Raw genomic sequence first — 25534 nt, 5'->3', positions numbered from 1 at the left:
TATTAAATATACTTTCCTATTTCAGTAAAGATTTAATTTGGTCTGCCAATTCCAGCCCAATTCTGTCTTGCGCTTCCGCCGTAGCAGCTCCAATATGTGGGGTAAGAGAAATATTTGGGTGCATTAAGATTTTAATTTCCGGATTTGGTTCGGATTCAAAAGTGTCTAATCCTGCAAAGGCTACTTTTCCTTTTTCTATACTTTCAATAAGAGCTACCTCATCGATGACGCCCCCTCTGGCCGCATTTATAATGCCTACTCCTTCTTTCATTAATGCAAATTCACTACTTCCAATTACATAGTCCTTTTGTGCGGGTACGTGCAAACTAATAAAGTCTGATACTTTTAATAATTCTTCCTTGGAAATACCATCTAGGTTGAACACTACTTTCTGATTATCATAGAAATCGAGGGATATTTTAGCTGTATCAATAAAGGGGTCATAAAAAACAACTTGCATTCCTACACCCAAAGCAATCTTGGCCGTGGCTTGTCCAATTCTACCAAAACCTATTACTCCTAGTGTTTTACCTCTTAACTCAATGCCCTTTGCGTAGCTCTTCTTTAATTTCTTAAAATTCCTTTCGCCTTCCAAGGGCATATTTCTATTAGAGTCGTATAAGAACCTTACGCCACCGTATAGGTGTGCAAAAACCAACTCTGCCACAGATTCAGAAGAGGCCGCAGGAGTATTTATTACATGCAAGCCTTTCTCTTTGGCATATGCTACATCGATATTGTCCATGCCAACACCACCTCTGCCTATTAACTTAAGAGATGGGCAATTATCTATTATATCTTTTCTCACCTTCGTTGCACTTCTCACCAAAAGACCTGCTATCTCATTATTATTGATAAAATCGATGAGTTGTTCTTGGGCTACGGTAACAGTAATTACTTCAAAACCAGCACTAGTAAGTGCTTCTTGGCCTTTTAAGGAGATTCCATCGTTTGCAAGAATTTTCATAATAGTTTAGTTCTTATTTAAGTTTTGAATTATCCTTTTCTTTCTAGATCGCTCATAATGTCTACTAAAACACCAACACTATCTAATGGTAGCGCATTGTACATGGAAGCTCTGTATCCTCCTACAGATCTATGCCCATTAAGGCCACTTATTCCCGCATCCTTCCACATATTGTCAAAAGTTTCTTTTAAGGCATTGTCGGTTAAATTAAACGTTGCGTTCATTGAAGACCTATCCTCTTTCTTCGCATAACCTGTGAATAAGGGGTTGAGATCAATTTCAGAATATATCAGATTTGCTTTTTTGTCATTAATTTCTTCTATGGCTGCTATTCCGCCTAAATCTTTTAACCATTGTAGGGTTAGCATGGAAACATAGACTGCAAAAACAGCCGGGGTATTGAACATACTATCTTTACTGATATGGACCTGATAGTCTAACATAGAAGGGATTTGTCGTGTAACTTCTCCTAATAAATCTTCCTTTACAACCACGAGGGTAGTTCCTGCAGGGCCCATATTTTTCTGTGCTCCTGCATAAATTAGGTCGAATTTCGAAAAGTCTAACTGTCGGGAAAAAATGTCGGAACTCATGTCGCATACAAGCGGAACTGAGGTAGTAGGGAATTCTTTTATTTGGGTTCCAAAAATCGTGTTATTACTCGTTAGGTGTAGAAAGTCTAATTCATTAGGTACAACGAATCCTTTTGGAATATAATTGAAGTTCTTATCCTTGGAGGAAGCTATTTCCACTATATCTCCTAACAATTTTGCTTCTTTAATTGCCTTAGAGCTCCAGGTACCTGTATTTATATATCCTGCCTTATTCTCTAGAAGGTTATAGGCCACCATTAAAAATTCCAGGCTAGCCCCGCCTTGTAAATAAAGTGCTTTATATCCTTTACCTTCCAAGCCCAGAAGTTCAAGAGCTAACGATCTAGCAGATTCCATAATTTCTACAAACTCCTTTGAGCGATGAGATATTTCTATCAAAGAAAGTCCAATTCCATCCAATTCAATAATAGCTTCTGAAGCTTTTTTCATTACCTCTTGAGGCAGAATGCAGGGACCTGCACTAAAATTATGTTTTTTCATTTTTAGTTTTTTGCGAGCTAAAGGTCATAAATAATAAGCAAAGTAACCTACGATCTGTAAAATATTTCTAGGATGTTTTTAACAAGAATTCAACAGTATCGATACCATCGGCGTAGTCTTTTAAACTAGGAAGCTGGGCACTGCCAAAAGGCAGGTATTTATCCTTGGAGTTCATGCTAAGTACGCATTGCAGCTGATCCTGCTGGTTATTAAGTTTTTCAACTAATAATTCAAAGTCTTCATAGTATTCATAAAATGCTACGGCAATAGGGGAGGCGTAAGCCTCATCTTCTTTTAAGATAAAGAAACCATTGTCTAAAAATGGAAATTCACTCATAAGATAAACCGCCTTATTATAGTCATAGTTATTTACGTATTTATGTTGGTTTTTTAAATAGGCATAGGGTTCAATATTTTCGAAGAATTGATTAAATACATAGCCCTTGGGAACGTAAAGCTTTGATACGTTTCTACAACCCAAACCATAATATCGAAATATATCTTCTCCCAGTAGGGCTAAATCAGAATCACTTTCCTTACCTGATAATATGGCTACAGAATTCCGATTACGTCTGATTATATTTGGTTTCTTACCAAAGTAATGTTCAAAATATCTGGAGGTATTATTACTGCCAGTAGCAATAACAGCGTCATAATTCAATAATCTGTCTTTTACAAAATCTATCTGTAAACCAAGTTCTGGCTCTACCTGAATTAAATAATCGGCTATGGTTGGCAGTAAAACAGTGTCTTGAGAAGATAGCTTAACAATCGCCTTGTTTCCGGTGAGTAGGGTAGACAGGAAGTCATGAAACCCTACTAGCGGTATGTTTCCGGCCATAATTAGGGCTACACTGATTGCTTTGTTTGATTCAATGTCATAATCCGACAGCCATTGTTTTAGTTTTGCTTCCGTAAGTAAATCCCCCCAAGAATTGAGCGAATACAGCACTTGCTCTTCAGTAAACCAAGTATTTTTTTGGCCAGCTAAGTAGATCGCTTTTTCCAAGGCAGCTATCTCAGGAGTATTAATGTTGTTAAATTCTGGAGAATCCTTTTTAAAGGCAAAGAATTGCCTAAGGAGGTCTCCAAGTTTAACAAAAGCTTTTATTCGGCTTTCTAGTTTGACCATTATATTTGTAGATAAGTCATTTAGGATTTACCTTTGTGCAAAAGTAGGTATGACATTAGTTGGAAACAACTCTTTCCTAATAATTGTTAATTAAAAGAAAAAGAGAATTATGGCAATAATAATTACCGATGAGTGCATAAATTGCGGAGCCTGTGAACCAGAATGTCCCAATACCGCAATATACGAGGGAGCGGATGAATGGCGATACAGTGATGGTACTTCTCTCAAGGGCGATGTTGTTTTGCCCAATGGCACTGAGGTTAATGCAGAAGAAGTTCAGGAACCTATTAGTGATGAAGTGTATTATATAGCACCAGATAAGTGTACCGAGTGTATGGGTTTTCATGAAGAGCCACAGTGCGCTGCTGTTTGCCCTGTAGATTGCTGTGTCCCCGATGAAGACCATGTGGAAGCGGAGGAAGAATTGTTAGGCAAACAGCGTTTCATGCATCCAGAGTAACTAAGCTCGGGCTATTGAGATACCATTTTTGATGCCAACTCCTTAAATAATTTCCCACATAACATTCCAGTGATTCCATTGCTATCTCTTGTAGGATTGAATTCTACTAGATCTGCTCCTAACAATGGTCCCTTAAGGTTCTGAATAAAACGAAGTACTTCTCTTGTAGACACACCTCCTGGCTCGTGGTGTGATACTCCAGGAGCAAAGGCGGGGTCTAAGACATCGATATCTAGGGATATATAGCTTGGCAAGCCATTTAATTCTTCGTTTATCAGTTCCCAATGGTCTATTGCAGCCGATTTTACGTCAAATTTTTTACGTGCTGTCAATTGTTCCTTATTTAAAGTTCTTACGCCAATTTGAAATAGATTTAGTCCAATTTCATCTTCCATAATTCTTGAAAAAGTACAGGCATGCGAATACTTTTCTCCCTCAAATTGATCATATAAATCTGCATGTGCGTCTAAATGAATGATATTAATTGGGCCATAGATCTTTTTGAAGGCCTTTAAAACCGGATAGGTAATAGAATGGTCTCCTCCTAAGGAAATCAAAGGGACCCCTTTAGTTAAATTCCTAGTCGAAATATCTTCAATATCAAAGTAGGTGTTTATAGCAAAATCTCCCTTGTCATCTACTAAATCAGGACTTATTTCTATGCCATTTTCGGCGTAAAGATTGGAAGAATCACTGTTGTAGAATTTTCGGATTAATGGTGGTGCCAGCGCGCAGCCCTTCAAAAAAGAAGATTGCTTGTCATAAGCAAAACCTTGTAAACATATTTTCTTCATATACAGCTATAAATAGGTGTTAAATATACAGGTAAAAACTATATTTGCATCCAATTTAATCTAGAGGCCTTTTCTAGTATAAGACCTTAAACTGAAATAGAATGAAAGCAGGTATTGTCGGATTACCCAATGTTGGAAAGTCAACCCTTTTCAATTGTTTGTCCAACGCAAAAGCACAGAGCGCCAATTTTCCATTTTGCACCATAGAGCCTAATATAGGTGTAGTAAACGTACCAGACCCACGTCTAGAGAAATTAGAGGAGCTAGTTGTGCCTGAGAAAGTAATACCAGCAACCGTAGAGATAGTAGATATTGCAGGCTTAGTAAAAGGAGCCAGCAAAGGGGAGGGGCTGGGAAATCAGTTTCTTGGAAATATAAGAGAAACGGACGCGATATTGCACGTTTTGAGATGTTTTGACAATGATAATGTAGTGCATGTAGATGGTTCTGTAGACCCAATTAGGGATAAAGAGACTATTGATATGGAACTTCAGCTCAAAGACCTGGAAACTCTAGATAAGAAGTTAGATAAAGTTGCGAGAGCGGCGAGAACTGGAAATAAGGAGGCACAAAAAGAAGTGGAAGTTCTTCAAAAAGTAAAGCAAGGTTTAGAAGAGGGTTTGTCTGTGAGAGCAATTGAAATGGATGAAGACCATCATTCAGAGTTTATTAAGCCTTTACAGTTTATCACAGATAAACCAGTTCTGTATATCTGTAATGTAGACGAAAATTCTGCCGTTAATGGCAACGACTATGTTGAACAAGTTAAACAGGCCACAAAGAAAGAAGAAGCGCAGGTTCTGGTGTTAGCGGTAGGGACGGAGGCAGACATTACTGAATTGGATACCTATGAGGAGCGGCAAATGTTTCTTGAGGACTTAGGGTTAACAGAAGCAGGTTCTGCCAAGATGATTAGAGCAGCCTACAGTTTGTTAGATCTACAGACCTATTTTACGGCCGGAGTTAAAGAAGTTAGGGCTTGGACTACAAAAGTAGGTGCAACGGCACCACAGGCCGCCGGTGTAATACATACGGATTTTGAAAAAGGATTTATTCGTGCCGAAGTAATTGCATATGCCGATTTTGTTAAATTTGGCAGTGAGGCAAAAGTAAAAGAGGCAGGTAAAATGAGAGTTGAAGGCAAGGATTACATTGTAAAGGACGGCGATGTAATGCATTTTCGATTTAATGTCTAAGGCGAATTAGTAAGTTTCCATAGATTACCCAAAGCCCATCCCAGAAATCTATCAACAATAAATACCTCTTTATTGTTAATTACTTTCTATAGTGTCCATTTTGTTTTCTGCCCTATAATTTTATATTAGCGTAGGAAACCCCAAAACATATGGCAAAGTCTCAATATACAGAAGATAATATTCGTTCTTTAGACTGGAAAGAGCATATTAGATTACGGCCGGGAATGTATATTGGGAAGCTTGGAGACGGTTCTTCCGCTGACGATGGAATTTACATTCTTCTCAAAGAAACTATTGATAACTGCATAGACGAATTCGTCATGGGTGCAGGAAAAACCATTGAGATATCTGTACAGGGCGAGAAGGTGTCCGTGAGAGATTACGGTCGGGGTATTCCCCTGGGGAAGGTGGTAGATGTTGTCTCGAAGATGAATACCGGCGGGAAATACGACACTAGAGCTTTTAAGAAATCAGTAGGGTTAAACGGCGTTGGAACCAAAGCGGTAAATGCGTTGTCCACTTTTTTTAGAGTAGAATCTACCAGAGACGGTAAGTCTAAATCTGCTGAGTTTGCTACAGGCGAGCTAACCAAAGAAGAATTATTGGAAGAAACATCTAGAAGAAGAGGAACCAAAATTACTTTTATTCCTGATGAAACAATTTTTAAAAAGTATAAATACAGGAATGAATATATAGAAAGAATGCTTAAAAACTATGTCTACCTAAATCCGGGTTTGACCATAGTTTTTAATGGCGAAAAGTACTTTTCTGAAAATGGTCTGAAGGATCTATTAGAAGATAATAATAGTGTTGATGACTTACTATATCCCATAATTCACCTGAAAGGCGATGACATAGAAGTAGCAATAACGCATAGTAAGACCCAATATAGTGAAGAATACCATTCCTTTGTAAACGGACAGCATACAACACAGGGAGGCACACATCAGGCAGCATTTAGGGAGGCAATCGTAAGGACAATTCGCGATTTTTACGGAAAGACGTATGATGCTTCGGATATCCGCAAATCTATTATTTCAGCTATTTCAATAAAAGTGATGGAACCTGTTTTTGAAAGTCAGACCAAGACTAAACTGGGATCTACAGACATGGGAGGTTCTTTGCCAACCGTAAGAACTTATATCAACGATTTTATTGGGAGGTATTTAGATAATTACCTTCATAAACATCCAGAAACAGCTGAGAAAATTCAAAGAAAAATCGTTCAGGCGGAAAAAGAGCGAAAAGAGTTGTCTGGAATTAGAAAGCTCGCCAGAGAAAGGGCTAAAAAAGCAAGTCTTCATAATAAGAAATTAAGGGATTGTAGAATTCATTTGGCGGACATGAAAAATGACCGTCGCCTGGAATCCACATTATTTATAACCGAAGGAGATTCTGCCTCTGGGTCTATTACTAAATCGCGAGACGTAAACACACAGGCAGTTTTTAGTTTAAGGGGAAAACCCTTAAATTCTTATGGCATGTCTAAAAAGATCGTATACGAAAATGAAGAGTTTAATTTACTGCAGGCTGCCCTAAACATTGAAGAGTCTATAGAAGATTTGAGATATAACAATATCGTAATCGCCACGGATGCTGATGTAGATGGCATGCATATTAGACTTTTACTCATTACCTTTTTTCTGCAATTTTTCCCGGAGCTTATTAAAGAAAATCATCTGTATATATTACAAACACCACTTTTTAGAGTAAGAAATAAAAAGAAAACCTTTTACTGTTATAGCGATGAGGAAAAACGGGATGCCATTGAGGAGCTTACAGGGAAGCCTGAGATAACAAGGTTTAAAGGTTTAGGAGAGATCTCACCAGATGAATTTCAAAATTTTATTGGAGACGATATTAGACTTGAGCCGATTATGTTAGACAAAGCTCTTTCCATAGAAGAACTACTAAAGTTTTATATGGGGAAGAATACACCTGATAGACAGGAATTTATTATTCAAAACCTTAAAGTAGAAATCGACTTAATAGAAGACAATTGATTGAAAGTTATAATATTATGTGTATTTTATGCAGGATAATGATGATGTAAACGAAGGAATAGAAAAGGAGTCTTCTAACAATCAGGTGGCCCTTACGAGAGTTACTGGGATGTACAAGGATTGGTTTCTGGACTATGCTTCTTATGTAATCTTAGAAAGAGCTGTACCTGCTATTGAAGATGGTTTTAAGCCAGTGCAACGTAGAATAATGCATGCACTTAAGGAGTTAGACGACGGTCGATATAATAAGGTAGCCAATGTAGTTGGGCATACAATGCAGTATCACCCTCACGGGGATGCGAGTATAGCAGATGCCATGGTTCAAATAGGTCAAAAAGACTTATTAATAGATACCCAGGGAAACTGGGGGAATATATTAACCGGTGACCGAGCTGCAGCTTCGCGATATATAGAAGCAAGGTTGTCTAAGTTTGCTTTGGAAGTTGTTTTTAGCCCTAAAATAACCGAGTGGCAGGCATCTTATGATGGACGAAAAAAAGAACCTGTAAATTTGCCAGTAAAGTTTCCTCTTCTGTTAGCACAGGGAGCAGAAGGTATAGCCGTAGGTCTTTCTACTAAAATTCTGCCACACAATTTTAACGAAATAATAGATGCTTCAATAAAGCACCTAAAAGGACAACGTTTTAAGTTGTTTCCCGACTTTCCCACCAGCGGGATAATAGATGTTACCAATTACAACGACGGCCTAAGAGGTGGCAAAATAAGGGTGCGTGCGCGAATCTCACAGCTAAATAAGAACACTCTTGTGATTAGTGAGATTCCTTATGCAACCAATACTTCTTCATTGATCGATTCAATTCTTAAGGCTAACGATAAAGGCAAAATTAAAATAAAGCGCATTGAGGATAACACTGCTGCCGAGGTGGAGATATTAATTCACCTGCCAAGTGGAATATCGCCAGATAAAACCATAGACGCCCTATACGCCTTTACTTCATGTGAGTCCTCGATTTCTCCCCTTGGATGTATAATAGAGGATAATAAGCCATTGTTTATTGGCGTAACAGAGATGTTAGAACGTTCTACCCAGCATACGGTAGATATGTTACGGGAAGAACTGGAAATTCAGTTGGCAGAACTGGAAGAACAATGGCATTTTGCATCTCTGGAACGAATATTTATTGAAAATAGAATCTATAGAGACATTGAGGAGGAAAGCACATGGGAAGGTGTTATAAAGGCTATAGACAAAGGCTTGAAACCTTTTACTAAGGATCTTAAACGAGAAGTGACAGTAGATGATATCGTAAGATTAACCGAGATACGAATTAAAAGAATATCAAAATTCGATATTGATAAGGCACAGCATTTTATTGAAGGTCTGGAAGAAAAAATAGCCCAGACCCAGCATCATTTGGATAATCTGATTGAATATGCGATTGACTATTTTAAGCATTTAAAAGATAAATTTGGGAAGGATAGGAAGCGCAAATCTGAAATTAGAATCTTTGATGATATAGAGGCTACGAAGGTGGTTATACGAAACACCAAGCTTTATGTTAATCGGGAAGAAGGGTTTATTGGTACTTCTTTGCGAAAAGACGAGTATGTGACAGATTGTAGTGATATTGACGATATTATCGTCTTTACAAAAAGTGGTCAGATGATGGTTACTAAAGTTGGTTCCAAGATTTTTATAGGAAAAAACATAATTCATGTTGCGGTCTTTAAGAAAAAAGATAAACGAACCACTTACAACATGATTTATAAGGACGGGCGCGGGGGTTCTAGCTATGTTAAACGTTTTTTTGTAACTAGTATTACTCGCGACAAGACATACGACCTAACTACTGGTAAAAGTGGCTCAGATGTGAGTTACTTTTCTGCTAACCCAAATGGAGAGGCTGAGGTTGTCACTGTTAATTTAAGGCAGGTAGGAACCATTAAAAAACTAAAGTGGGATCTTGATTTTGCTGACGTAATGATTAAAGGAAGGGCTTCTAAGGGAAATATAGTTACGAAGTATGCGGTTAAGCGAATAGAGCTCAAGGAAAAAGGTCTGTCTACTCTCAAGCCGCGTAAGTTGTGGTTTGATGAAACAGTTCAAAGACTGAATGTAGATGAAAGAGGAAGTTTTTTGGGAGAATTTACAAGCGAAGACAGACTGCTTATAATAGATCAGAAGGGCTATTTAAAAACGGTGATTCCAGAATTAACTTTGCGCTTTAGTGATAATATGATAGTGTTGGAAAAGTGGATTCCAAACAAGCCAATTTCTGTTATTTATTGGGAAGGAGAGAAGGAGCTGTTTTATTTAAAGCGGTTTTTAGTGGAAAACCCAGAAAAGGAGGAGAGTATTGTTACAGATCACCCTAAGTCGTATCTGGAAAAGGTGTTTGTAGATTATCGGCCAATGGCTGAAATAGTATTTGCAAAAAAGCGAGGTGTGGCAAGAAAAGACAATTTAGAAGTAAATATAGAAGAGTTTATTTCCATAAAAGGGATTACAGCTATGGGTAATCAGTTAAGTAAAGAAAAAATTCTTGAAATAAACACTTTGGAATCCTTACCTTTCAGTCCTCCTGTAGTCCATGAGCCAAAGGACATAGAAGTAATAGATCAAGAAGATGTTCTTGCCAATAATGAAGTGGTTCAAAATGAGAGTAATGCCTCAGCACCTCCCAAACTTCCTTCAAAGAAGGAAAATAATGGAGACGATGAGCCCGGGCAAACCACACTGTTTTAATTAATTGGTGTTTATGTATTGCATTTAGAGCAATATTGTTAAAAAAAAATTGCTTGGTTAGTAACACCAAAACCTGCGACAACTAAAAAATACGAGATTAGATTTATGGATTTTACTAACCCTTTAATATATGGTGTTCCATGTTTTTTTATTTTAATAATACTTGAGATTTTATACAGCCGAACACACGGCGACAATAATTTATATAACTGGAAAGATTTTCTCGCTAGTGGAGCAATGGGTGTTGGAGCAGCTATAATAGGCCCCTTTTTTAAAATAATTTTTGCAATTGCACTTTTTGAAGTGTCTTACGAGTTTTTTAATCCCATGACAGACGGTGTTCGAACTAATTTGTTGGGTTACGAATCTTTTGGGTATGCCTGGTATGTTTGGGTGTTCTGTATGTTGGCCGATGATTTTACATACTATTGCTTCCATAGGGCCAATCATGAAATAAGATTATTTTGGGCAGGTCATATAGTACATCACTCGTCTAATAATTTTAATCTAGGTACAGCGGTACGAAATGGATGGTTTACTATATTCCATAAGCCTTTTTTTTATATGTGGATGCCAGCTATTGGTTTTCCTCCGGAGATGGTCATTGTTTGTATCGGAATAGAAATTATGTGGCAATTTCAGTTGCATTCCGTTTACATTCCTAAAATGGGATTTCTAGAAAAAATCTTTAATACCCATACAATGCATCAGGTACACCATTCTCAAAATATTGAATATTTAGACAAAAACCATGGTGGTATTCTAAATATATTCGACAAGGTATTTGGAACTTGGAAAGAATTGGACGACGACATTAGAATTCAATATGGAGTAATTCATTCTCCTAATTCGTATAATCCACTGGTAATTCTTACTCATGAATACAAGGATATTTGGAAAGATGTAAAAAAGTCTAAAAAACTATCCCATGCATTCATGTATATTTTTGGTCCTCCAGGCTGGAGTCATGACGGCAGTACTTTAACAGTAAAACAGCAGCAACAAAGGCTTGAAGCGACTTTAGAATAATTGCTTTAAGGGGCCATGAATTAAAGAATAGGGGTGTTATCGGTTTTTACTACTTTTCTGACACCTTGGCTTCTACAGTATTTTTGCGCATTTTGAGATTCAAAAATTCTACCAATAGCGAAAAGGCAATAGCAAAATACAAGTACCCTTTTGGGATAGCTCCAATCTGTTGATTAAACACTTTGGCCTCACTTAAATGAGCCGCTTCTGCGATTAACATAAACCCAATTAATATTAAAAAGGAGAGGGCTAATAATTGCATTGACGGGTGCTTATTGATAAACACCCTTATAGGATTAGCAAAAATCATCATAATTATAATAGAAATGACTACGGCAATTATCATCAAGACCAAAGCGTCCATGGGTTTATTTCCTATTCCATTTGTCATTCCCACAGCGGTTAAAATAGAATCAATAGAAAAAATAAAGTCGATAAGAACAATTTGAGTGATAGCCTTTGAAAAGCTGGTAATTTTTTTTTCGATTAAAGCTCTTTCCTCATGACCAGGCATTTCAACTTTCTCATGAATTTCGGACGTACTTTTGTACAATAAGAAAAGCCCTCCAACAAAAAGTATAATAGCCTGTCCACTAATACCAATGCTTATCCAGCTTTGTTCTACATAGAAAAAGGGTTCCTTTAATCCAATTAAAAAGGAAACGGCGAAGAGCAATATAATTCTCTGAACCATGGCCAGTAAGAGACCTATATTCGTGGCCCTTTTTTGATCTTTTGCAGGAAGTTTATTCGCGGTAATTGATATAAAAACAATATTATCTATTCCTAATACTATTTCTAAAAATGTCAAGGTTAAAAGTGCCACCCATGCATCTGGGCTGCTGAGTATTTCAAACATTTTATTTTATTTTAAAAGCGGTTCCTTTAGATTTTTTAGTTTCCCCAACAAGACCGTATGAAAACGTATAAGAACTATCTGTAGTACTAATAATTTTAACATGTATCGACTTTTCTTCGGCCTTATTTTTTGGTCTTATCTTTTTTATGACATACTCACAATTATTTAGCCATCGAACGGAGGAAGTATCTGTTTGATTGTTGAAACGGTCTATTTCTATGGAGTCTATTCGGGTGAAGGTGGTGCTGACTTCTTCCTTGTTTAAGGAAGTGGTGAATGTAAAGGTGCCATTTTTAAACTTTTCACATTCTCTAGTGGGTTCATAGCAACCAAGGAGAATAAAAAATATAAAAAGAGAGTAGAGGGTTTTTTTCATACTTGCAAAATACTGAAATAGCCGAACAAAAATAACCGTATAAGGTATTTTATATTTTATGCTATAGAATTGTATTCCTTGTCGTATACTTTAAAGCTACCATCAGTATAGAAAATAACAATTTTCTCAACCTTTTTAGTCGGTACCGTTTTATCGGTTAGCTTGTGATAAATTGGTTTATCGGCTAAAGAGTTTTTAGTTTCCTGTGGAAATTTCCCCTTCCCGTTTAGGAGCCAATACAAATTTACTTCTGGAAAGGACTTTACAACTTTTAAAACAAATTCTAAACTAGGTTTGTTTCTTCCTGCCAAAAGATGTGAGATAGAGGACCTTTGAACTCCTATTTTGTCTGCAAAGGCTGAGGCAGTTAGTTGGTAGTGTTCAAGAATTATTTCAAGTCTGAGTATAAAAGCTTCTGTGTTTACCATTGTAATCAAAAATCAATTCAAAAATATAAAAACACCTATATTTCGAACAAAATAAAATAAAGTATTAGTTTGCATAAAACTATATAAAATATTGATTCACAATAATATAAAGTTTATAAATTATATTTATTTACAATTGTCTAATTAAGGCCTCAAATTTCTCCAAAATCGTTCTGTATTGTGTTTACAAAAGTAACAATATAAGTTATTATTGTAAAAATAAATGGGGCTACATTTGTATATATTTAGTTGTTGCATATGGAGTCAATAGATCAAAGAATTTCCTATTACAAAGATTCGGATATTTTTGGAAGGTATATCACCAATAGTGACTTGGAGCTTTTTATAGAAAGAAAGGGGCTTTCAAATGAGGCAATATTATTGGGCTCTTCCATAGAGAATAAAAGTATTTACGGATTTTCCTTTGGTACAGGAAGCATAAAAATTCTTATATGGTCACAGATGCATGGAAATGAATCTACAACGACAAAGGCGGTATTTGATTTTATTAGTTTATTAAAAAGTACCGACATTAAGTCTAAAGACTATTTAAAAAGAATCAACTTTCTAATAATACCAATTTTGAATCCTGACGGAGCGGAAAGGTATACTCGGTTTAATGCAACGGGAATCGATTTGAATAGAGACGCACAAAATCTTAGTCAGCCAGAATCAAAAGTTTTACGAAAGGCTTATGAAGAGTTTAAGCCTCACTTTTGTTTTAATATGCACGACCAAAGAACCATTTTTTCTGCTGGAGAGACGAAATATCCTGCAACACTCTCGTTTTTGACCCCTGCTTTTAATAAAGCATGTGACCTGAACGAATCAAGAGATAGGAGTATGAGGCTTATTACATGCATAGAGCAAGGGATTTCTGACTTGATTCCACATAGAATTGGGAGATATGACGATGCTTATAATCTTAATTGTGTTGGGGATACTTTCCAAAGCCTAGGTACACCAACTTTATTATTTGAGGCTGGTCATTACCCTGAAGACTATCAAAGGGAAAAAACCCGACGATTAGTATACTATGCTTTAGTTCTTGCCATGGAGGCATTAATTACGAATAAAATTGAAAAGGCCAGTACGGAGGCTTATTTTCAAATACCCGAAAACAAAAAATTATATTTTGATATCTTGATTAAAAGTGTCTCTGTATTAAATCCAGAATTGTCTGGTGATTTGGGTATTCTCTACAAAGAAATCTTGGTGAACAATAGCATTCAATTTAAGCCGTACATCGCAGAAGAAGGAAATCTATCTGAGTATTATGGACATTCGGAATTTGATTGTCTGCTTCTTAGCGACTTAGAAAACCTAAAAAACAACAAGGAATTGGGTAAAATACTTTTTTAGATTTATAACGAAAATACCGCTTAATATTACATATAACTCAGAAAATAATAACATTTATTACATTAAGTTCTTTAATTTTATACTTTAGCAAAAAAATTATTAAAAAATGGGTAAAATTAAATTGGACGAAATAGATCATCAGATACTAGATATGTTGATCGATAATACAAGAACACCCTTTACAGATATTGCAAAAAAATTGCTAATCTCTGCGGGTACAGTCCATGTTAGAGTAAAAAAAATGGAAGAATCCGGTATTATTAGAGGCTCGTCTTTAACTCTGGACTATGTAAAACTTGGTTATGCTTTTATTGCCTATGTAGGAATTTTTCTGGAAAAAACACATCAGACTAAATTTGTTCTTGAGCGGCTAAATCAAATCCCCAATGTAACGGTGGCCCATATCACCACCGGTAAATTTAATATCTTTTGTAAGATAAGAGCAAAGGATACGAATCATGCAAAGAATATTATCTTTAAAATTGATGATATTGAAGGTATTAGCAGAACTGAGACCATGATTTCCTTAGAAGAGAGCATCAATGATAAAAAGAGATTGATGCATAGAATTTTTAATGAATTATAGAGGGTTCTTCGGTACCAAGAACCGGGAGAAGTATAACCAGCAAAAGTCTTTTTGATGAAATCGAATGAATTATTGAAAAGTGATTACCATGAGTACTACGGCCCCTATATTGAAGTATTGGGTACCAACTCTTTAAATGAGTTGCTGATAAAGCAACTTGATAATTTTCCTCAATTTATAGAAAGTATAGCTGACGAGAAACTACATTATGCATATACGGAAGGGAAATGGACAATTGCTGAAGTTTTACTCCATATAATAGATGCCGAAAGAGTTTTTCAATACAGAGCCTTGAGATTTGCCCGTAATGACACAACTAAATTACCTGGTTTTGATCAGGATGCTTATGTGGAGACATCTATGGCAAACACATGGAGCAAGGAGGATATCATAAAAGCATATCGAGCTGTACGGCAGTCTACCATTAGTCTTTTCCTCTCATTCAACGAGAGTCAATTAAAAAGAAAAGGTATTGCAAGTAATTCGCCGATGAGCGTTGGTGCTTTGGGTTTTATTTGCTGCGGGCACCAAAAACATCATCGAAACGTAATAAGAGCAAAGTATCTAAACACTTAATCTAGCTCTGTTTGCGGTCGTTCTTCCCTCTTCAGTTGTGTAGCCATCTTCATAGAATTTACATGAGTTGCATTTTCTGGCGCTAATTCTTTCTCAAACTCTTCATCAAAATTCGCCATAAAAGTGGCTAAACTCTTGCTTATCTTAACTAGAAATAACGTGTCTTCAGTTCTTAATTCAACAGCTTCAATTAATTGTCCTTTGGAGTTCATAAAGGAAATGATGTCATCGTCTCCATATCCATCGGGATACGATTCAATTAAGCGACTCGCCAGTGGTCTTGCAAGTTTTTTGTAATCTATTAAAACTCTTTTCATTTTAAGTATTGGTTAATTAAACTCTGTGTTAGTTATTACAATACCTAAGCTAGTTTTTTTTTAAATAAGAAAATCTAAAGAGTTGTCAAAAGCGCAAATTAAGTAGGTGTATTATCTATTCTGTGTAGTATGCGAAAGCCTCATTGATTAATTGGTCTGAAACCTTATTGTCTATAAGGGCATCTCCAATTCTTTTAAGTAGTACAAAATTTACATTTCCATGAGAATTCTTTTTGTCGTACTTAAGTAAATCAATAATTCCCGAAACATCATCTGTTTCAAAAGAAACGGGTTTAAAATGTTGCAGTACAGAGGATTTTATATCCTCTAATTGGTAAATCGAGAGACCTATGAGCTTGTGAGATAAAAAGGCTTCCATGATCATACCTACGGCAATAGCCTCTCCATGTAAGAGTGTAGTCTTATTTTCATTGTCGAGAAAGTAAGATTCTATGGCATGTCCTAGTGTATGTCCAAAGTTTAAAATCTTTCTTAAACTTTTTTCAGTGGGATCTTGTCTCACTACTTCATTTTTGATTACAATAGATTCATATATAAAGCTCTCAAATGCTTCCAATGAACTGACGTTTTTTATATCACTCCAATATCTTTGATTAGTAATTAGTCCGTGTTTAAGCATTTCGGCAAATCCGCTATTCAGTTGGCGATTTTCAAGAGTGTGTAAGAATTCTGGGAATATTAATACCATTTGAGGTTGATTTATTACCCCGATTTGATTTTTAAGCATACCTAAATCAACACCAGTTTTACCGCCCACGGAAGCGTCTACCATTGCCAGAAGAGTGGTGGGAATGTTTATGAAATTTATTCCTCTTTTGTATGTAGAAGCCACAAAGCCTCCTAAATCTGTAATTACTCCTCCTCCTAAATTAATTAAGAGACTTTTTCTATCACAGTTTTCATCAGAAAGTATATTCCAGACCTTTAAACAAGTATCAATATTCTTGTTAACTTCTCCCGAGTTTATTTCAATAATCTTGTATTCGTAATCAGATCCAATATGTTTTTCAAATAGCGGTAAACAATGCTCTCTAGTATTCTCGTCAACCAAAATATAGAGATTGGAATAATTTGCATATTTAAGATGCGCTTCAATCGATTCTGCTGCCTTACTATTAAAATGGATAGGACAGGTTGAGGATATAATAGATTCCATAAAAGTATTTTAAGTTTTAATTGGTAACACTTCCAGACATAAAACGGTGTTACATAAAACGAAACACAAAATAAAGGCAATTTTTTAGTTATCGAATAAGTTTTCTGTGATTATATTTAAATTAGCTTTAAATTTTGTAAATGAAAGGAATATTTGAGGATACTGCCACAGCTTTTTCTTTAAAAACGGATTCGGAACTAGAAAGAGCTTTTTTTCTATTTAAACTTATTGCAAATGAACCTTTGGTGAGAATTGGAACGGCGATGACAAACTTTGCCATTAAGGCAAGACTTCCGGTTGATGGGTTAATTAGAGCTACCGTCTTTGATCATTTCTGTGGTGGGGTTAGTGAAGAAGACTGCTTGTTGGTTGTTGATAGAATGTGGAGTAAAGGAGTTGCATCAGTTTTGGATTATTCCGTGGAAGGGAAAAATACCGAAGACCCCCTAGATGATGCTCTTGCCAAAGTTTTAAAGATTCTAGATTTTGTAAAGGAAAAGGATGCTATACCTTTTGCGGTATTTAAGCCGACCGGTTATGGTAGATTTGCCTTATTTAAAAAGGTAAGTGAAAATAAAAGTCTTAACGCCAAGGAAAAAGAGGAATGGAACAGGGTGGTGAATCGATTTGAAACTACCTGTAAAAAAGCCCATGATTTGCAAGTTTCACTCTTAGTAGATGCGGAAGAAAGCTGGATGCAGCCTGCTGCTGACAAGCTTGTAGAAGAGATGATGCGTAAATACAACAAAGAAAAAATTATTGTCTATAATACCTTACAATTATATAGATGGGATCGGATAGATTACCTTCAGAAATTAAAAAAAGTGGCCGACAAGGACGGTTTTAAAATAGGAATTAAAGCGGTTAGAGGGGCCTATATGGAAAAGGAAAATGACAGAGCTGAAGAACGCGGTTATCCTACACCTATTTGCGCCTCAAAAAAAGAAACAGATGAAAACTTTGATAGAGGGGTAGAATATATTATTGATCACTTGGATACAATTTCTCTATTCCTTGGGACACATAATGAAGAGAGTACTTATAAGCTAATGACGCTTATGGGCAAGCAGTCTATTGCTCCAGAAGATAAACGGATTTGGTTTGGACAGCTCTATGGAATGAGTGATCACATTTCTTTTAACCTCAGTGCAAAAAACTATAATGTGGCCAAATATCTTCCATTTGGACCTGTAAAAGACGTTATGCCATATCTTATTCGTCGCGCTGAAGAGAATACCTCTGTGGCAGGGCAAACAAATAGAGAGTTGGACCTACTAAAGAAAGAACGTAAAAGGAGAAAAATATAAAGCTTAAATGATTTATGGAAAGATGAAGTTTTTAATCCATAACACGAATAAAATTAAGGCTGAACTTCAATTAATACTGCCTCACAGCTTTTTAGGTCGGAATTCAGAATTATTTCTTCGGATTTGCTATTGTCCTTAATTTCTAAGGAAACGGTATTAGGAGGATAGTTTCCTAAATTATGTGCGTATAGAAAAAGATCATTCTTCTTATTTGGGTCTAGCGTCACCTCAAAGCTTTTTTTCTTATAAGTAAGAATGTGATTAGCAATTACGGCCTTACCATTTAGATAGATTGAGACGATGTCTCCATCCTGACGACCGTGGTCATATAAGTTGATTGTTAGCGTTTCGCTGTCTACTAAGATTTTCTTCTGATAGGATATTTTTCTGCCAGCAAATAATTTTCTTTGTTCTTCTAAGGCTTCAGCACTTAGTTCTGTTTTCAAATCTGTAGACTTGGAGTCGTTTTCGTAAATTACATTATTGAATTTAGTAGTTGCTTCGGTGGCAGTGGCTGTTACATTTAAACTGCTATCCTCAGTTAGCAAGATTTCATTGGCTTTGTTTGCTTCTACTTTTTGTCTTTCCTTTCTTATTGAAAAATATGGTGTGGCAAACTTCGCGATATGGAACTTATTCGTGGGAAATAATTCTATGCCCATGACCTTGTACGTATCTCCTTCAGGCAAGCCTTTTCGAAGATCAATGTTCTCAATTTCTCCAGTATTCTTGAATACCCCTAAAACCTGAACAACGATATCATCCCGTGTTAGGAAGAACTTTATTGTTTTATCGGAGTCTATATTTTTAGTTTGCCATTTTATAAGTACTCTGGAAGGAGTTTTCCATATAGATCCACTCTTAGGATAGCCAATAAGAAGAGAAGGTCTCCAGGTAATTTGTTCTTGCGTTCTCTGCTTTATTATTGGCTTAATAGAATTTGCGAAATTGGTGTAAGGAGGAAATTGGGTAATTCCGAGATTCTCTTTTTGTAGAATGGTAAAAAAATCTGATAATTCGGTCAAGGCTTGTACTACAGGAATATGTGAACTATAATTTGTTTTTATCGATGCAATTTTCTTTGACAATTTCTTGTTTTTATCTGGACTTGGATTGGACTTGTTTTCGAAATCTGTTTGCCCCAGTATCTCGAGAGCGATTCCCAACTTTTCGGTACTAAACCGATTATCCAAGAATCGAATTCCCATATCATAGTTCAATTGCTTTGAGGTATAGAACGTCTGGGCAATTTCCTGCGCAACCAGATACTCTTGCTTGCTCGCCTCAATACTTGCAAAAAGTAGCTTTTCTGTAGCCTTGGCAGGTTGATAAAGAATTTCTTCTAATAAACCAATGAATTCGACTTTGGGTATTCCTTCATCCTTAACATCGTTTTTCCCAAGGTATGAGTCAAAAACCATATTTGGCGACTCAAGGATTAGGTAGATGTTTATATCCTCATATTCATATGTATCGGCAGTTGCCAAGGAAAGTATTTCTTCTTTTTTTGTATTTGTCCATTGCTTCTTAGTTGTTTGCAATGTTTTGGAAGCAAAAGGAATTGGGTCTTGCTGTAATACAGATGCCGATAGTATATTTACCAGAATTAGGGAAATTAGCAAAAAAAGATTTTTACAAAGATTTTGTGTTTTCATAACGTAAAGGCTATAGCCCTTTTCTAAGTTTACCTCAAACTGCAAAGCATTGACTTCTGATTTAAGCTATCGGTATATTACATAACTTTGGATTTATTTTATCCAATCCTGAAAATATAACTCTTTAAACCTACTATTTAGTATAATTATAGGTTCTGTATTCTCCAAATCAATTAATAAAGTTGAACTCTTTTATAAGGGCTGTACTATCACAGTTTTGAATTCGTAAGAAGGCCAATTTAGAATCAATTTCACCCTTAATGTAATACTCTTTGCATTTTGGAATCTTTGTATTGCTTTTATTGAAGATAATTTTACCCTCCATTAAAAATTTTTGGAGCCTCAGAGAATCCAATACTTGGTCATGGAAGAGTGTTTGTGACAAATCATTCTCAATTAGCTTTTTAGACCTAATATCTTTTAAAACTCTGCAATTTGGAAAATAGCAAAAGCTTGTACCGCTTTCGTCAGATTTTTTTTTAAGGAAGAAGAAAAGAAACAGGAGACCTATAGAAAAACCTATTAGGTAATAACCTAAGCGCTTTAAGAAGGCCATATTTAAAAGATCAAAAAATTAATATCGCTATATTTCAAATCGAACCATTCGCCTACAGATTTATTAGTAAGAATTCCATGATACATATATAGCCCATTACGCAAACCCCTATCAAATCGCAGGGAATTTTCAAGTCCGCCTTCTTCCCCGATCTTCAATAAATAAGGTGTAAAGATATTACTTATGGAAACAGAAGCTGTTCTTGGATATCTTGCAGGAATATTTGGCACGCCGTAGTGTATCACACCGTATTTTTCATGGGTTGGCTTGTCGTGTGTTGTAAGTTCACTTGTTTCGAAACATCCTCCCATATCAATACTCACATCAATAATGACAGCACCTTTTTTCATATTCTCTACCATGGTATTACTAACAATGACTGGAGATCTATCGGTGCCCCGTACGGCACCAATCGCCACATCACACCTTCTTAGACTTTTTAGAAGGTTTTTTGGTTGTATGGTACTTGTGTATATAGTCTGCTTTAAATTAGTTTGTATATTTCGAAGCTTGGTCAGGGAATTATCAAATACTTTTACATTGGCTCCAAGACCTAAGGCAGACCTGGCTGCGAATTCTCCTACAGTGCCTGCACCAAGAATTACTACTTCAGCAGGAGGCACGCCGCTTATATTCCCAAACATTAGTCCATTTCCTTGATTAGTAGCTGCCATAATCTCCGCAGCAATAAGAACGGAGGAAGTGCCCGCAATTTCGCTAAGACTTCTTACCGCAGGATATTTCCCATCCTCATCCCTAATATATTCAAAGGCAATGGCTGTTATTCTTTTTTTGGCTAACTCTTCAAAATACTCTTTAGACCTAGTTTTAATTTGTAAGGCCGATATTATTGTAGCCTGCGGATTCATCATTTGAATTTCCGCCAGGGTAGGGGGTTCTACTTTTAGTAAGATAGGGCAAGAAAACACTTTTTTAGTATCCCTACTTATTATGGCGCCTGCCTCTGTATATTCTTTATCAGAAAAACTGGCACTTTCACCTGCACCCGCCTCCAATAAGACCTTATGCCCATTGGATGTAATTGCATTTACAGCATCGGGCGTTAAACAAATTCGCTTTTCTTGGTATTGGTATTCATTAGGAACACCAATAAATAATTCTCCTTTCTGTTTAAAGATTTCTAAAGTTTCCTCTTGTGGTAAAAGTTGTTGTTGACTAAAAGGAGAGGAGGGTTGGTTCATTGGTATTTCTATAAATAGTATGGCTTACCTAATTCAAAATTACGATTTTTTATAATATCTCCTTCATAAAGATATTTCTTAAGAATAGATTGTTACCGCGGCAAGTAGTGCGAGACTGTTATGCTGTTTACAAAAAGAAATTAAAAAAACTTTTAAAAGAATGTTGTAGGGAATGAAGGGCAGATTTTAGTGTTTTGTCTGAAATACTCTTAGACTCATCGGTTTCTGTCTCTTCGTTGGCAGGAGGAGAATAGACATCCTCTTTCAGGTGCTTGGGTGCTATTTTTTCTATTTCCCTTCTCTCTTTCTCCTTATAATATTGAAGCTCTGCATCCATTGCATCTAAATCTATACCAAGAACATACTTGTCGTAAAGCTTAATTCTTATTAAATAAACAAAGGGAATAACAACCATACATACCGGTAATAGCCAAAGCACATTTTCTGTATCGACAAATAATTCATCTCCATAAACTACTTCAAAGATTTGAAAAGCATACATGCAAATAGGTATCAGAAGAATGTGATACCACCAATGTTTATTGGTGAAAAACCAAATCATGAGTAAATAGAAGGGAATAATCTTTGTTAGTAAAAACCACGTAAATGTTCTAATATCATCGAATCCATGCCTATCAATACTAAACCACAAGATATCTATTGTAGCATTGGGGTCTTGCGGCATAAAATCATGCAACTTAAATAAGAAAGGCGCGGCGATAATCAAGAATATACCAATTGACTCGGTAAATAAACGCCTTTGTGCTTTTTTATTCTTTTTTTGAGAAAAATTCATCTACGCAATATTTGGGAGAATTATATTGCTTGAACGAAAAAAAGGGCAATTTATGATTGCCCTTTTTTAAAAAAATGTAAGTTTTGTCTTATTTTATATGTATTTTTCTCTTGTCAACTCCATCTTCATAAAGATCATCAGAGGCGCTATCGGTGCAAGCAGAAGCCATTAAAACGAGGCATGTACATATGCCAAAGAATAGTTTTTTTGTGTCCATCGTAATACGTTTTTCGTTAAAGATTTGATTCATTTTCACTTACAAATGTAGGAAAAAAAATACGAACGGAAGACATTACGTCGAGAAAATATTACTTTTAATCCTAAAAAATGAACACTTCATCGATAATCTATATTTTCCTAAGTCATTTGTTGGCACTTTTTTTGTAAGAATTGGAAGTCAGTTGAAAGAGGTGAAACTTATTCTTCATAAAAAAACATATCTAGACGGATTTGTACAAGACAAAATTGTTTTAGATGATAATTATGTTCAAAACAAAGAAGAAAGAAAGCAACACTTGATGCTAATGAAACTTTTTTTGAAGCAGTATTCTTTATCCGATATTTAGTGCACTTTATCGAAGGCTCTCTAAATTTCTATAGTTGGTTAAAGACAAAATAGAGCTTAAAAAGACAACTTTTTGGCTGTTCCTGAAAAACAAACTCTGCTAAAAATTTACTGTCTAATTATAACTTTACTTCTTCAATAATTAATTCGCGGCTTAAATTATTAATGGTATTAACGGATATTTTGGTGTAGGACAAGGGTAAAAGACTTTCTACTTTATTGGCCCATTCTACAAAAAGCCAGCTGCTTTGACTAAAATAATCTTCAATACCGAGGTCTAGGGCCTCCGATTCGGATTCCAAACGATAAAAATCAAAGTGAAAGCCTAATAACTTGCCATTTTGGTATTGGTATTCATTGACAATACTAAATGTTGGACTACTAGCCTGTTCTGACCCCTCTAGTTGGGATACCACTGCCTTAATAAGCGTTGTTTTGCCAGCGCCCATATCACCATAGAAACATAAAAATCTAGTCTGGCTAATCGCAATTAGGCTTTTTGCTGCTTCCTCAATATTCTCTAGTGTATAGAAAATTTTCTGCATTTAAAATAATTATGTATATTTATTTATATGGAAGATTAGTAATAGCGAAATTATATCTTTTTTTTAATTAAAAATCGTAATCGAATAATTTGTTATGGTTTGGGAGGGAGCTACATCTTGGAAGGGTAAGTTTAGATTAGATATGGTTATCGCCTTAATAATTTTCATTATACCTTTTTTTGCATATTGGCATTTATATTTCAGTGATGTAGCTTCTGAGTTTATAATATTTGGAAAGAACTATCCTCATATTTTTGCAAGTAATAGAACATTTATTTGGTATTTTTTTAGAAATAGCATTCCTGTTGTTTTATTAGTTATTTGGTTCTTTACGACTTCTAGAAATTGGAAATATCTTTTACTTCCTATGGTAATTGTTTATGTAAAAAGTTTACTTACATATTTTTCCGATATGCCAACACGGTCAATGGATGTAAAACTATTAGATTTCTACAGTAGAAATTTTATTGATCCTTTTGTAATTACTGTATTTATAGGATTAATTCTTTTATTCGACAATTTTTTATTTAAGGCGTCTAGAAAACAAGTTTTAGAAATTTCTTTTGATAGTATTTTTTTTGATAACCTCAAAAATAAAACTAAGACATACCGGCTTTTTGTAGACAAAATAAGAAACAACAAAAATCGTTATTCTTCTATTAATTACCTATATCGAATAGTAAATATTAAACTTTTGGTGGAATTGTGGTTGTCTAAAAATTTTACCTTTAAAATAAAAAACACTTCAAATCAAAAAATCACCAAAAATGATTTCTTAGCAATTCTTATGTTTTGTTTAGTTCTTTCATTATGGTATTCACACCATCTAATACCAGAACATCTTGAGGAATTCACCTTGGGATTTATTAGTATCGATAGTAATGGTTTTGATAATATAAGAACATATATCTGGTTCTTAACAAGGAAGTTAATTGTAATTATACCTATGCTTACCTGGTATATTATTTGCACAAGTTGGTGGCGTTTTGCGATTCTCTCCCCTTTGGTAATCTACTCTTACCAGTTGTGGGAAGCAACACAAGATGTACAATATTTAGATGCAGCAGGAAATATTAAGTCCTTCCCAATTATTGTCTTGCTGGTAATTATACTTATAACGGTTTCTAAAATCATTAAATATAGGGTAGATCTCTTGGTCTTATACGAGACCCTGGTGAAGGAAATAGATGTTATAATTGAAGATGGAGAATTCAATGCCAACAAGACGTTTCAACGAAATTTAAGGCAAATAAAACAGTTGCGAAAGGAAATTGCGGGAGAGTCTAATCAAAATACCAAACTGATCCGATTAATTTCCCTGAGAGATCAGCTTTTAGAAGGACGATACGGGGTGGACTAGTTCTTTTCCAGGTCTTTCTTCATTTGTTCAATCTCATCCGAGACTTCTTTTATTATTGACTTAATCGCTATTTCTTGACGACTTCTTATCTTTTTTTCTATTAACTGTTCAATCTCGGTTTGCTTTAACTTAGAAAGATCTTCAAATTCTAGAATTTCCGATACCTCCTTAGTTTTCAACATTTCGCCTTCTCCTGTAATTAACCAGGCAACATTAAGCTGCGGGTAGACCTTTAGAATGGTTTCTATTACGTCGCTACCAATGGAGGCCTGGTTTTTCTTCATACGCAACGTATAACCATTACTGGCACCAATGGATATATCAAATTGTCTGGCGCTCATATCAATATGGTTAATAAATTGAATTAAGCGATCTACGGTTTTTAGCATAAAATAAATTCGTAATACTTCATTGCACTATAGGCTACAAGCGATTCTTAATCTAAGATACTATAATTAAATTAAATAGAAAAAAAACTATAAAAA

Annotated in this window: 25 protein-coding genes; 10 read left to right on the top strand and 15 right to left on the bottom strand. The window is 35.5% G+C overall.

Translation table 11 applies throughout. From position 1 onward, the window contains the following. Positions 1 to 16: 16 nt before the first annotated feature. From PXG98_RS15025 to PXG98_RS15015, 3 genes are all read right to left on the bottom strand, one after another. Entirely contained in the window at positions 17 to 967 is a 951-nt protein-coding gene (locus tag PXG98_RS15025) for a D-2-hydroxyacid dehydrogenase (RefSeq protein WP_276392436.1), read from the bottom strand. A 29-nt stretch (positions 968 to 996) separates the two neighbouring features. Further along, positions 997 to 2061 (bottom strand): 3-phosphoserine/phosphohydroxythreonine transaminase, encoded by a 1065-nt coding sequence (gene serC, locus PXG98_RS15020; RefSeq protein WP_276392434.1) that lies wholly within the window; start codon positions 2059 to 2061, stop codon positions 997 to 999. 67 nt (positions 2062 to 2128) lie between these two features. Then, a complete protein-coding gene (locus PXG98_RS15015) occupies positions 2129 to 3193 on the bottom strand; it encodes an acyl-CoA reductase (protein WP_276392432.1) in 1065 nt (354 codons plus the stop codon). 109 nt (positions 3194 to 3302) lie between these two features. Here PXG98_RS15015 and PXG98_RS15010 point away from each other — a divergent pair, with 109 nt between their 5' ends. Then, on the top strand, positions 3303 to 3653 hold the full coding sequence (locus PXG98_RS15010; protein WP_276392430.1) for a 4Fe-4S dicluster domain-containing protein: 351 nt from the start codon (positions 3303 to 3305) through the stop codon (positions 3651 to 3653). An 11-nt stretch (positions 3654 to 3664) separates the two neighbouring features. On the opposite strand, the gene PXG98_RS15005 is transcribed toward PXG98_RS15010, so the two are convergent. Continuing rightward, positions 3665 to 4447: an agmatinase family protein gene (locus tag PXG98_RS15005; RefSeq protein ID WP_276392427.1), complete on the bottom strand. Its 783-nt coding sequence runs from the start codon at positions 4445 to 4447 to the stop codon at positions 3665 to 3667. A gap of 101 nt (positions 4448 to 4548) precedes the next feature. Between PXG98_RS15005 and ychF the strand changes: the two genes are divergently transcribed. From ychF to PXG98_RS14985, 4 genes are all read left to right on the top strand, one after another. After that, the gene (gene ychF, locus PXG98_RS15000) at positions 4549 to 5643 is read left to right on the top strand and encodes a redox-regulated ATPase YchF (RefSeq protein WP_276392424.1); all 1095 of its coding nucleotides are present in this window, start codon (positions 4549 to 4551) and stop codon (positions 5641 to 5643) included. A gap of 149 nt (positions 5644 to 5792) precedes the next feature. After that, positions 5793 to 7646, top strand: coding sequence for a DNA topoisomerase IV subunit B (locus PXG98_RS14995; protein WP_276392423.1), 1854 nt, complete (start codon positions 5793 to 5795; stop codon positions 7644 to 7646). Between the two features lie 28 nt (positions 7647 to 7674). Beyond that, on the top strand, positions 7675 to 10353 hold the full coding sequence (locus PXG98_RS14990; RefSeq protein WP_276392421.1) for a DNA gyrase/topoisomerase IV subunit A: 2679 nt from the start codon (positions 7675 to 7677) through the stop codon (positions 10351 to 10353). 105 nt (positions 10354 to 10458) lie between these two features. Continuing rightward, entirely contained in the window at positions 10459 to 11382 is a 924-nt protein-coding gene (locus PXG98_RS14985) for a sterol desaturase family protein (RefSeq protein ID WP_276392418.1), read from the top strand. A gap of 49 nt (positions 11383 to 11431) precedes the next feature. Here the strand turns inward: PXG98_RS14985 and PXG98_RS14980 are convergent, their stop codons facing one another. From PXG98_RS14980 to PXG98_RS14970, 3 genes are read right to left on the bottom strand one after another with little or no spacing between them, the layout of a single operon-like run. Beyond that, on the bottom strand, positions 11432 to 12241 hold the full coding sequence (locus PXG98_RS14980; protein ID WP_276392415.1) for a TerC family protein: 810 nt from the start codon (positions 12239 to 12241) through the stop codon (positions 11432 to 11434). A gap of 1 nt (position 12242) precedes the next feature. Beyond that, positions 12243 to 12617 carry a DNA topoisomerase IV gene (locus PXG98_RS14975; RefSeq protein WP_276392414.1) on the bottom strand — a complete coding sequence of 125 codons (375 nt, stop codon included), beginning with the start codon at positions 12615 to 12617 and terminating at the stop codon, positions 12243 to 12245. Between the two features lie 56 nt (positions 12618 to 12673). Continuing rightward, entirely contained in the window at positions 12674 to 13045 is a 372-nt protein-coding gene (locus PXG98_RS14970) for a helix-turn-helix transcriptional regulator (RefSeq protein WP_276392411.1), read from the bottom strand. 258 nt (positions 13046 to 13303) lie between these two features. On the opposite strand from PXG98_RS14970, the gene PXG98_RS14965 reads away from it, so the two are divergent. From PXG98_RS14965 to PXG98_RS14955, 3 genes are all read left to right on the top strand, one after another. Continuing rightward, a complete protein-coding gene (locus tag PXG98_RS14965; protein WP_276392409.1) occupies positions 13304 to 14407 on the top strand; it encodes a M14 family metallopeptidase in 1104 nt (367 codons plus the stop codon). Positions 14408 to 14513: 106 nt separating this feature from the next. Next, a complete protein-coding gene (locus PXG98_RS14960) occupies positions 14514 to 14993 on the top strand; it encodes an Lrp/AsnC family transcriptional regulator (RefSeq protein WP_276392407.1) in 480 nt (159 codons plus the stop codon). A 54-nt stretch (positions 14994 to 15047) separates the two neighbouring features. After that, on the top strand, positions 15048 to 15569 hold the full coding sequence (locus tag PXG98_RS14955; RefSeq protein ID WP_276392404.1) for a DinB family protein: 522 nt from the start codon (positions 15048 to 15050) through the stop codon (positions 15567 to 15569). On the opposite strand, the gene PXG98_RS14950 is transcribed toward PXG98_RS14955, so the two are convergent. Both PXG98_RS14950 and aroB read right to left on the bottom strand, forming a co-directional pair. After that, positions 15566 to 15886: a hypothetical protein gene (locus tag PXG98_RS14950; RefSeq protein WP_276392402.1), complete on the bottom strand. Its 321-nt coding sequence runs from the start codon at positions 15884 to 15886 to the stop codon at positions 15566 to 15568. The two genes, PXG98_RS14955 and PXG98_RS14950, sit on opposite strands and share 4 nt — an antisense overlap. A gap of 115 nt (positions 15887 to 16001) precedes the next feature. Then, positions 16002 to 17063, bottom strand: coding sequence for a 3-dehydroquinate synthase (aroB, locus tag PXG98_RS14945; RefSeq protein WP_276392400.1), 1062 nt, complete (start codon positions 17061 to 17063; stop codon positions 16002 to 16004). 140 nt (positions 17064 to 17203) lie between these two features. Between aroB and PXG98_RS14940 the strand changes: the two genes are divergently transcribed. Then, positions 17204 to 18370 carry a proline dehydrogenase family protein gene (locus tag PXG98_RS14940; protein ID WP_276392398.1) on the top strand — a complete coding sequence of 389 codons (1167 nt, stop codon included), beginning with the start codon at positions 17204 to 17206 and terminating at the stop codon, positions 18368 to 18370. A 53-nt stretch (positions 18371 to 18423) separates the two neighbouring features. Here the strand turns inward: PXG98_RS14940 and PXG98_RS14935 are convergent, their stop codons facing one another. From PXG98_RS14935 to tsaE, 5 genes are all read right to left on the bottom strand, one after another. Beyond that, positions 18424 to 20025 (bottom strand): hypothetical protein, encoded by a 1602-nt coding sequence (locus PXG98_RS14935; RefSeq protein ID WP_276392397.1) that lies wholly within the window; start codon positions 20023 to 20025, stop codon positions 18424 to 18426. Between the two features lie 558 nt (positions 20026 to 20583). Continuing rightward, the gene (locus PXG98_RS14930; RefSeq protein WP_276392394.1) at positions 20584 to 21783 is read right to left on the bottom strand and encodes an alanine dehydrogenase; all 1200 of its coding nucleotides are present in this window, start codon (positions 21781 to 21783) and stop codon (positions 20584 to 20586) included. 127 nt (positions 21784 to 21910) lie between these two features. Continuing rightward, entirely contained in the window at positions 21911 to 22579 is a 669-nt protein-coding gene (locus PXG98_RS14925) for a hypothetical protein (protein WP_276392392.1), read from the bottom strand. 88 nt (positions 22580 to 22667) lie between these two features. Further along, positions 22668 to 22796: a hypothetical protein gene (locus tag PXG98_RS14920; protein WP_276392390.1), complete on the bottom strand. Its 129-nt coding sequence runs from the start codon at positions 22794 to 22796 to the stop codon at positions 22668 to 22670. Between the two features lie 467 nt (positions 22797 to 23263). Continuing rightward, on the bottom strand, positions 23264 to 23689 hold the full coding sequence (gene tsaE, locus PXG98_RS14915; protein ID WP_276392387.1) for a tRNA (adenosine(37)-N6)-threonylcarbamoyltransferase complex ATPase subunit type 1 TsaE: 426 nt from the start codon (positions 23687 to 23689) through the stop codon (positions 23264 to 23266). Positions 23690 to 23783: 94 nt separating this feature from the next. Between tsaE and PXG98_RS14910 the strand changes: the two genes are divergently transcribed. Beyond that, positions 23784 to 25049: a hypothetical protein gene (locus PXG98_RS14910; protein ID WP_276392384.1), complete on the top strand. Its 1266-nt coding sequence runs from the start codon at positions 23784 to 23786 to the stop codon at positions 25047 to 25049. On the opposite strand, the gene PXG98_RS14905 is transcribed toward PXG98_RS14910, so the two are convergent. After that, positions 25046 to 25438 (bottom strand): hypothetical protein, encoded by a 393-nt coding sequence (locus PXG98_RS14905; protein ID WP_276392382.1) that lies wholly within the window; start codon positions 25436 to 25438, stop codon positions 25046 to 25048. The two genes, PXG98_RS14910 and PXG98_RS14905, sit on opposite strands and share 4 nt — an antisense overlap. Positions 25439 to 25534: the final 96 nt, after the last annotated feature.

The organism is Eudoraea chungangensis (genome assembly GCF_029360665.1).
GTDB lineage: Bacteria > Bacteroidota > Bacteroidia > Flavobacteriales > Flavobacteriaceae > Eudoraea > Eudoraea chungangensis.
Note: the sequence above shows the minus strand (reverse complement) of the source record. Positions and strands in the feature narration are given on the sequence as shown.

What these genes read in the sequence shown, in the direction of transcription:
- PXG98_RS15025 (WP_276392436.1), bottom strand. Translation starts at nt 967, where the DNA reads ATGAAAATTCTTGCAAACGATGGAATCTCCTTAAAAGGCCAAGAAGCA.
- PXG98_RS14960 (WP_276392407.1), top strand. Translation starts at nt 14,514, where the DNA reads ATGGGTAAAATTAAATTGGACGAAATAGATCATCAGATACTAGATATG.
- PXG98_RS14940 (WP_276392398.1), top strand. Translation starts at nt 17,204, where the DNA reads ATGAAAGGAATATTTGAGGATACTGCCACAGCTTTTTCTTTAAAAACG.
- ychF (WP_276392424.1), top strand. Translation starts at nt 4,549, where the DNA reads ATGAAAGCAGGTATTGTCGGATTACCCAATGTTGGAAAGTCAACCCTT.
- tsaE (WP_276392387.1), bottom strand. Translation starts at nt 23,689, where the DNA reads ATGCAGAAAATTTTCTATACACTAGAGAATATTGAGGAAGCAGCAAAA.
- PXG98_RS14930 (WP_276392394.1), bottom strand. Translation starts at nt 21,783, where the DNA reads ATGAACCAACCCTCCTCTCCTTTTAGTCAACAACAACTTTTACCACAA.
- PXG98_RS14935 (WP_276392397.1), bottom strand. Translation starts at nt 20,025, where the DNA reads ATGAAAACACAAAATCTTTGTAAAAATCTTTTTTTGCTAATTTCCCTA.
- PXG98_RS14990 (WP_276392421.1), top strand. Translation starts at nt 7,675, where the DNA reads ATGCAGGATAATGATGATGTAAACGAAGGAATAGAAAAGGAGTCTTCT.
- PXG98_RS14980 (WP_276392415.1), bottom strand. Translation starts at nt 12,241, where the DNA reads ATGTTTGAAATACTCAGCAGCCCAGATGCATGGGTGGCACTTTTAACC.
- PXG98_RS14955 (WP_276392404.1), top strand. Translation starts at nt 15,048, where the DNA reads ATGAAATCGAATGAATTATTGAAAAGTGATTACCATGAGTACTACGGC.
- PXG98_RS14995 (WP_276392423.1), top strand. Translation starts at nt 5,793, where the DNA reads ATGGCAAAGTCTCAATATACAGAAGATAATATTCGTTCTTTAGACTGG.
- PXG98_RS14910 (WP_276392384.1), top strand. Translation starts at nt 23,784, where the DNA reads ATGGTTTGGGAGGGAGCTACATCTTGGAAGGGTAAGTTTAGATTAGAT.
- PXG98_RS15015 (WP_276392432.1), bottom strand. Translation starts at nt 3,193, where the DNA reads ATGGTCAAACTAGAAAGCCGAATAAAAGCTTTTGTTAAACTTGGAGAC.
- aroB (WP_276392400.1), bottom strand. Translation starts at nt 17,063, where the DNA reads ATGGAATCTATTATATCCTCAACCTGTCCTATCCATTTTAATAGTAAG.
- PXG98_RS15005 (WP_276392427.1), bottom strand. Translation starts at nt 4,447, where the DNA reads ATGAAGAAAATATGTTTACAAGGTTTTGCTTATGACAAGCAATCTTCT.
- PXG98_RS14925 (WP_276392392.1), bottom strand. Translation starts at nt 22,579, where the DNA reads ATGAATTTTTCTCAAAAAAAGAATAAAAAAGCACAAAGGCGTTTATTT.
- PXG98_RS14985 (WP_276392418.1), top strand. Translation starts at nt 10,459, where the DNA reads ATGGATTTTACTAACCCTTTAATATATGGTGTTCCATGTTTTTTTATT.
- PXG98_RS14950 (WP_276392402.1), bottom strand. Translation starts at nt 15,886, where the DNA reads ATGAAAAGAGTTTTAATAGATTACAAAAAACTTGCAAGACCACTGGCG.
- PXG98_RS14975 (WP_276392414.1), bottom strand. Translation starts at nt 12,617, where the DNA reads ATGAAAAAAACCCTCTACTCTCTTTTTATATTTTTTATTCTCCTTGGT.
- serC (WP_276392434.1), bottom strand. Translation starts at nt 2,061, where the DNA reads ATGAAAAAACATAATTTTAGTGCAGGTCCCTGCATTCTGCCTCAAGAG.
- PXG98_RS14970 (WP_276392411.1), bottom strand. Translation starts at nt 13,045, where the DNA reads ATGGTAAACACAGAAGCTTTTATACTCAGACTTGAAATAATTCTTGAA.
- PXG98_RS15010 (WP_276392430.1), top strand. Translation starts at nt 3,303, where the DNA reads ATGGCAATAATAATTACCGATGAGTGCATAAATTGCGGAGCCTGTGAA.
- PXG98_RS14965 (WP_276392409.1), top strand. Translation starts at nt 13,304, where the DNA reads ATGGAGTCAATAGATCAAAGAATTTCCTATTACAAAGATTCGGATATT.
- PXG98_RS14905 (WP_276392382.1), bottom strand. Translation starts at nt 25,438, where the DNA reads ATGCTAAAAACCGTAGATCGCTTAATTCAATTTATTAACCATATTGAT.
- PXG98_RS14920 (WP_276392390.1), bottom strand. Translation starts at nt 22,796, where the DNA reads ATGGACACAAAAAAACTATTCTTTGGCATATGTACATGCCTCGTTTTA.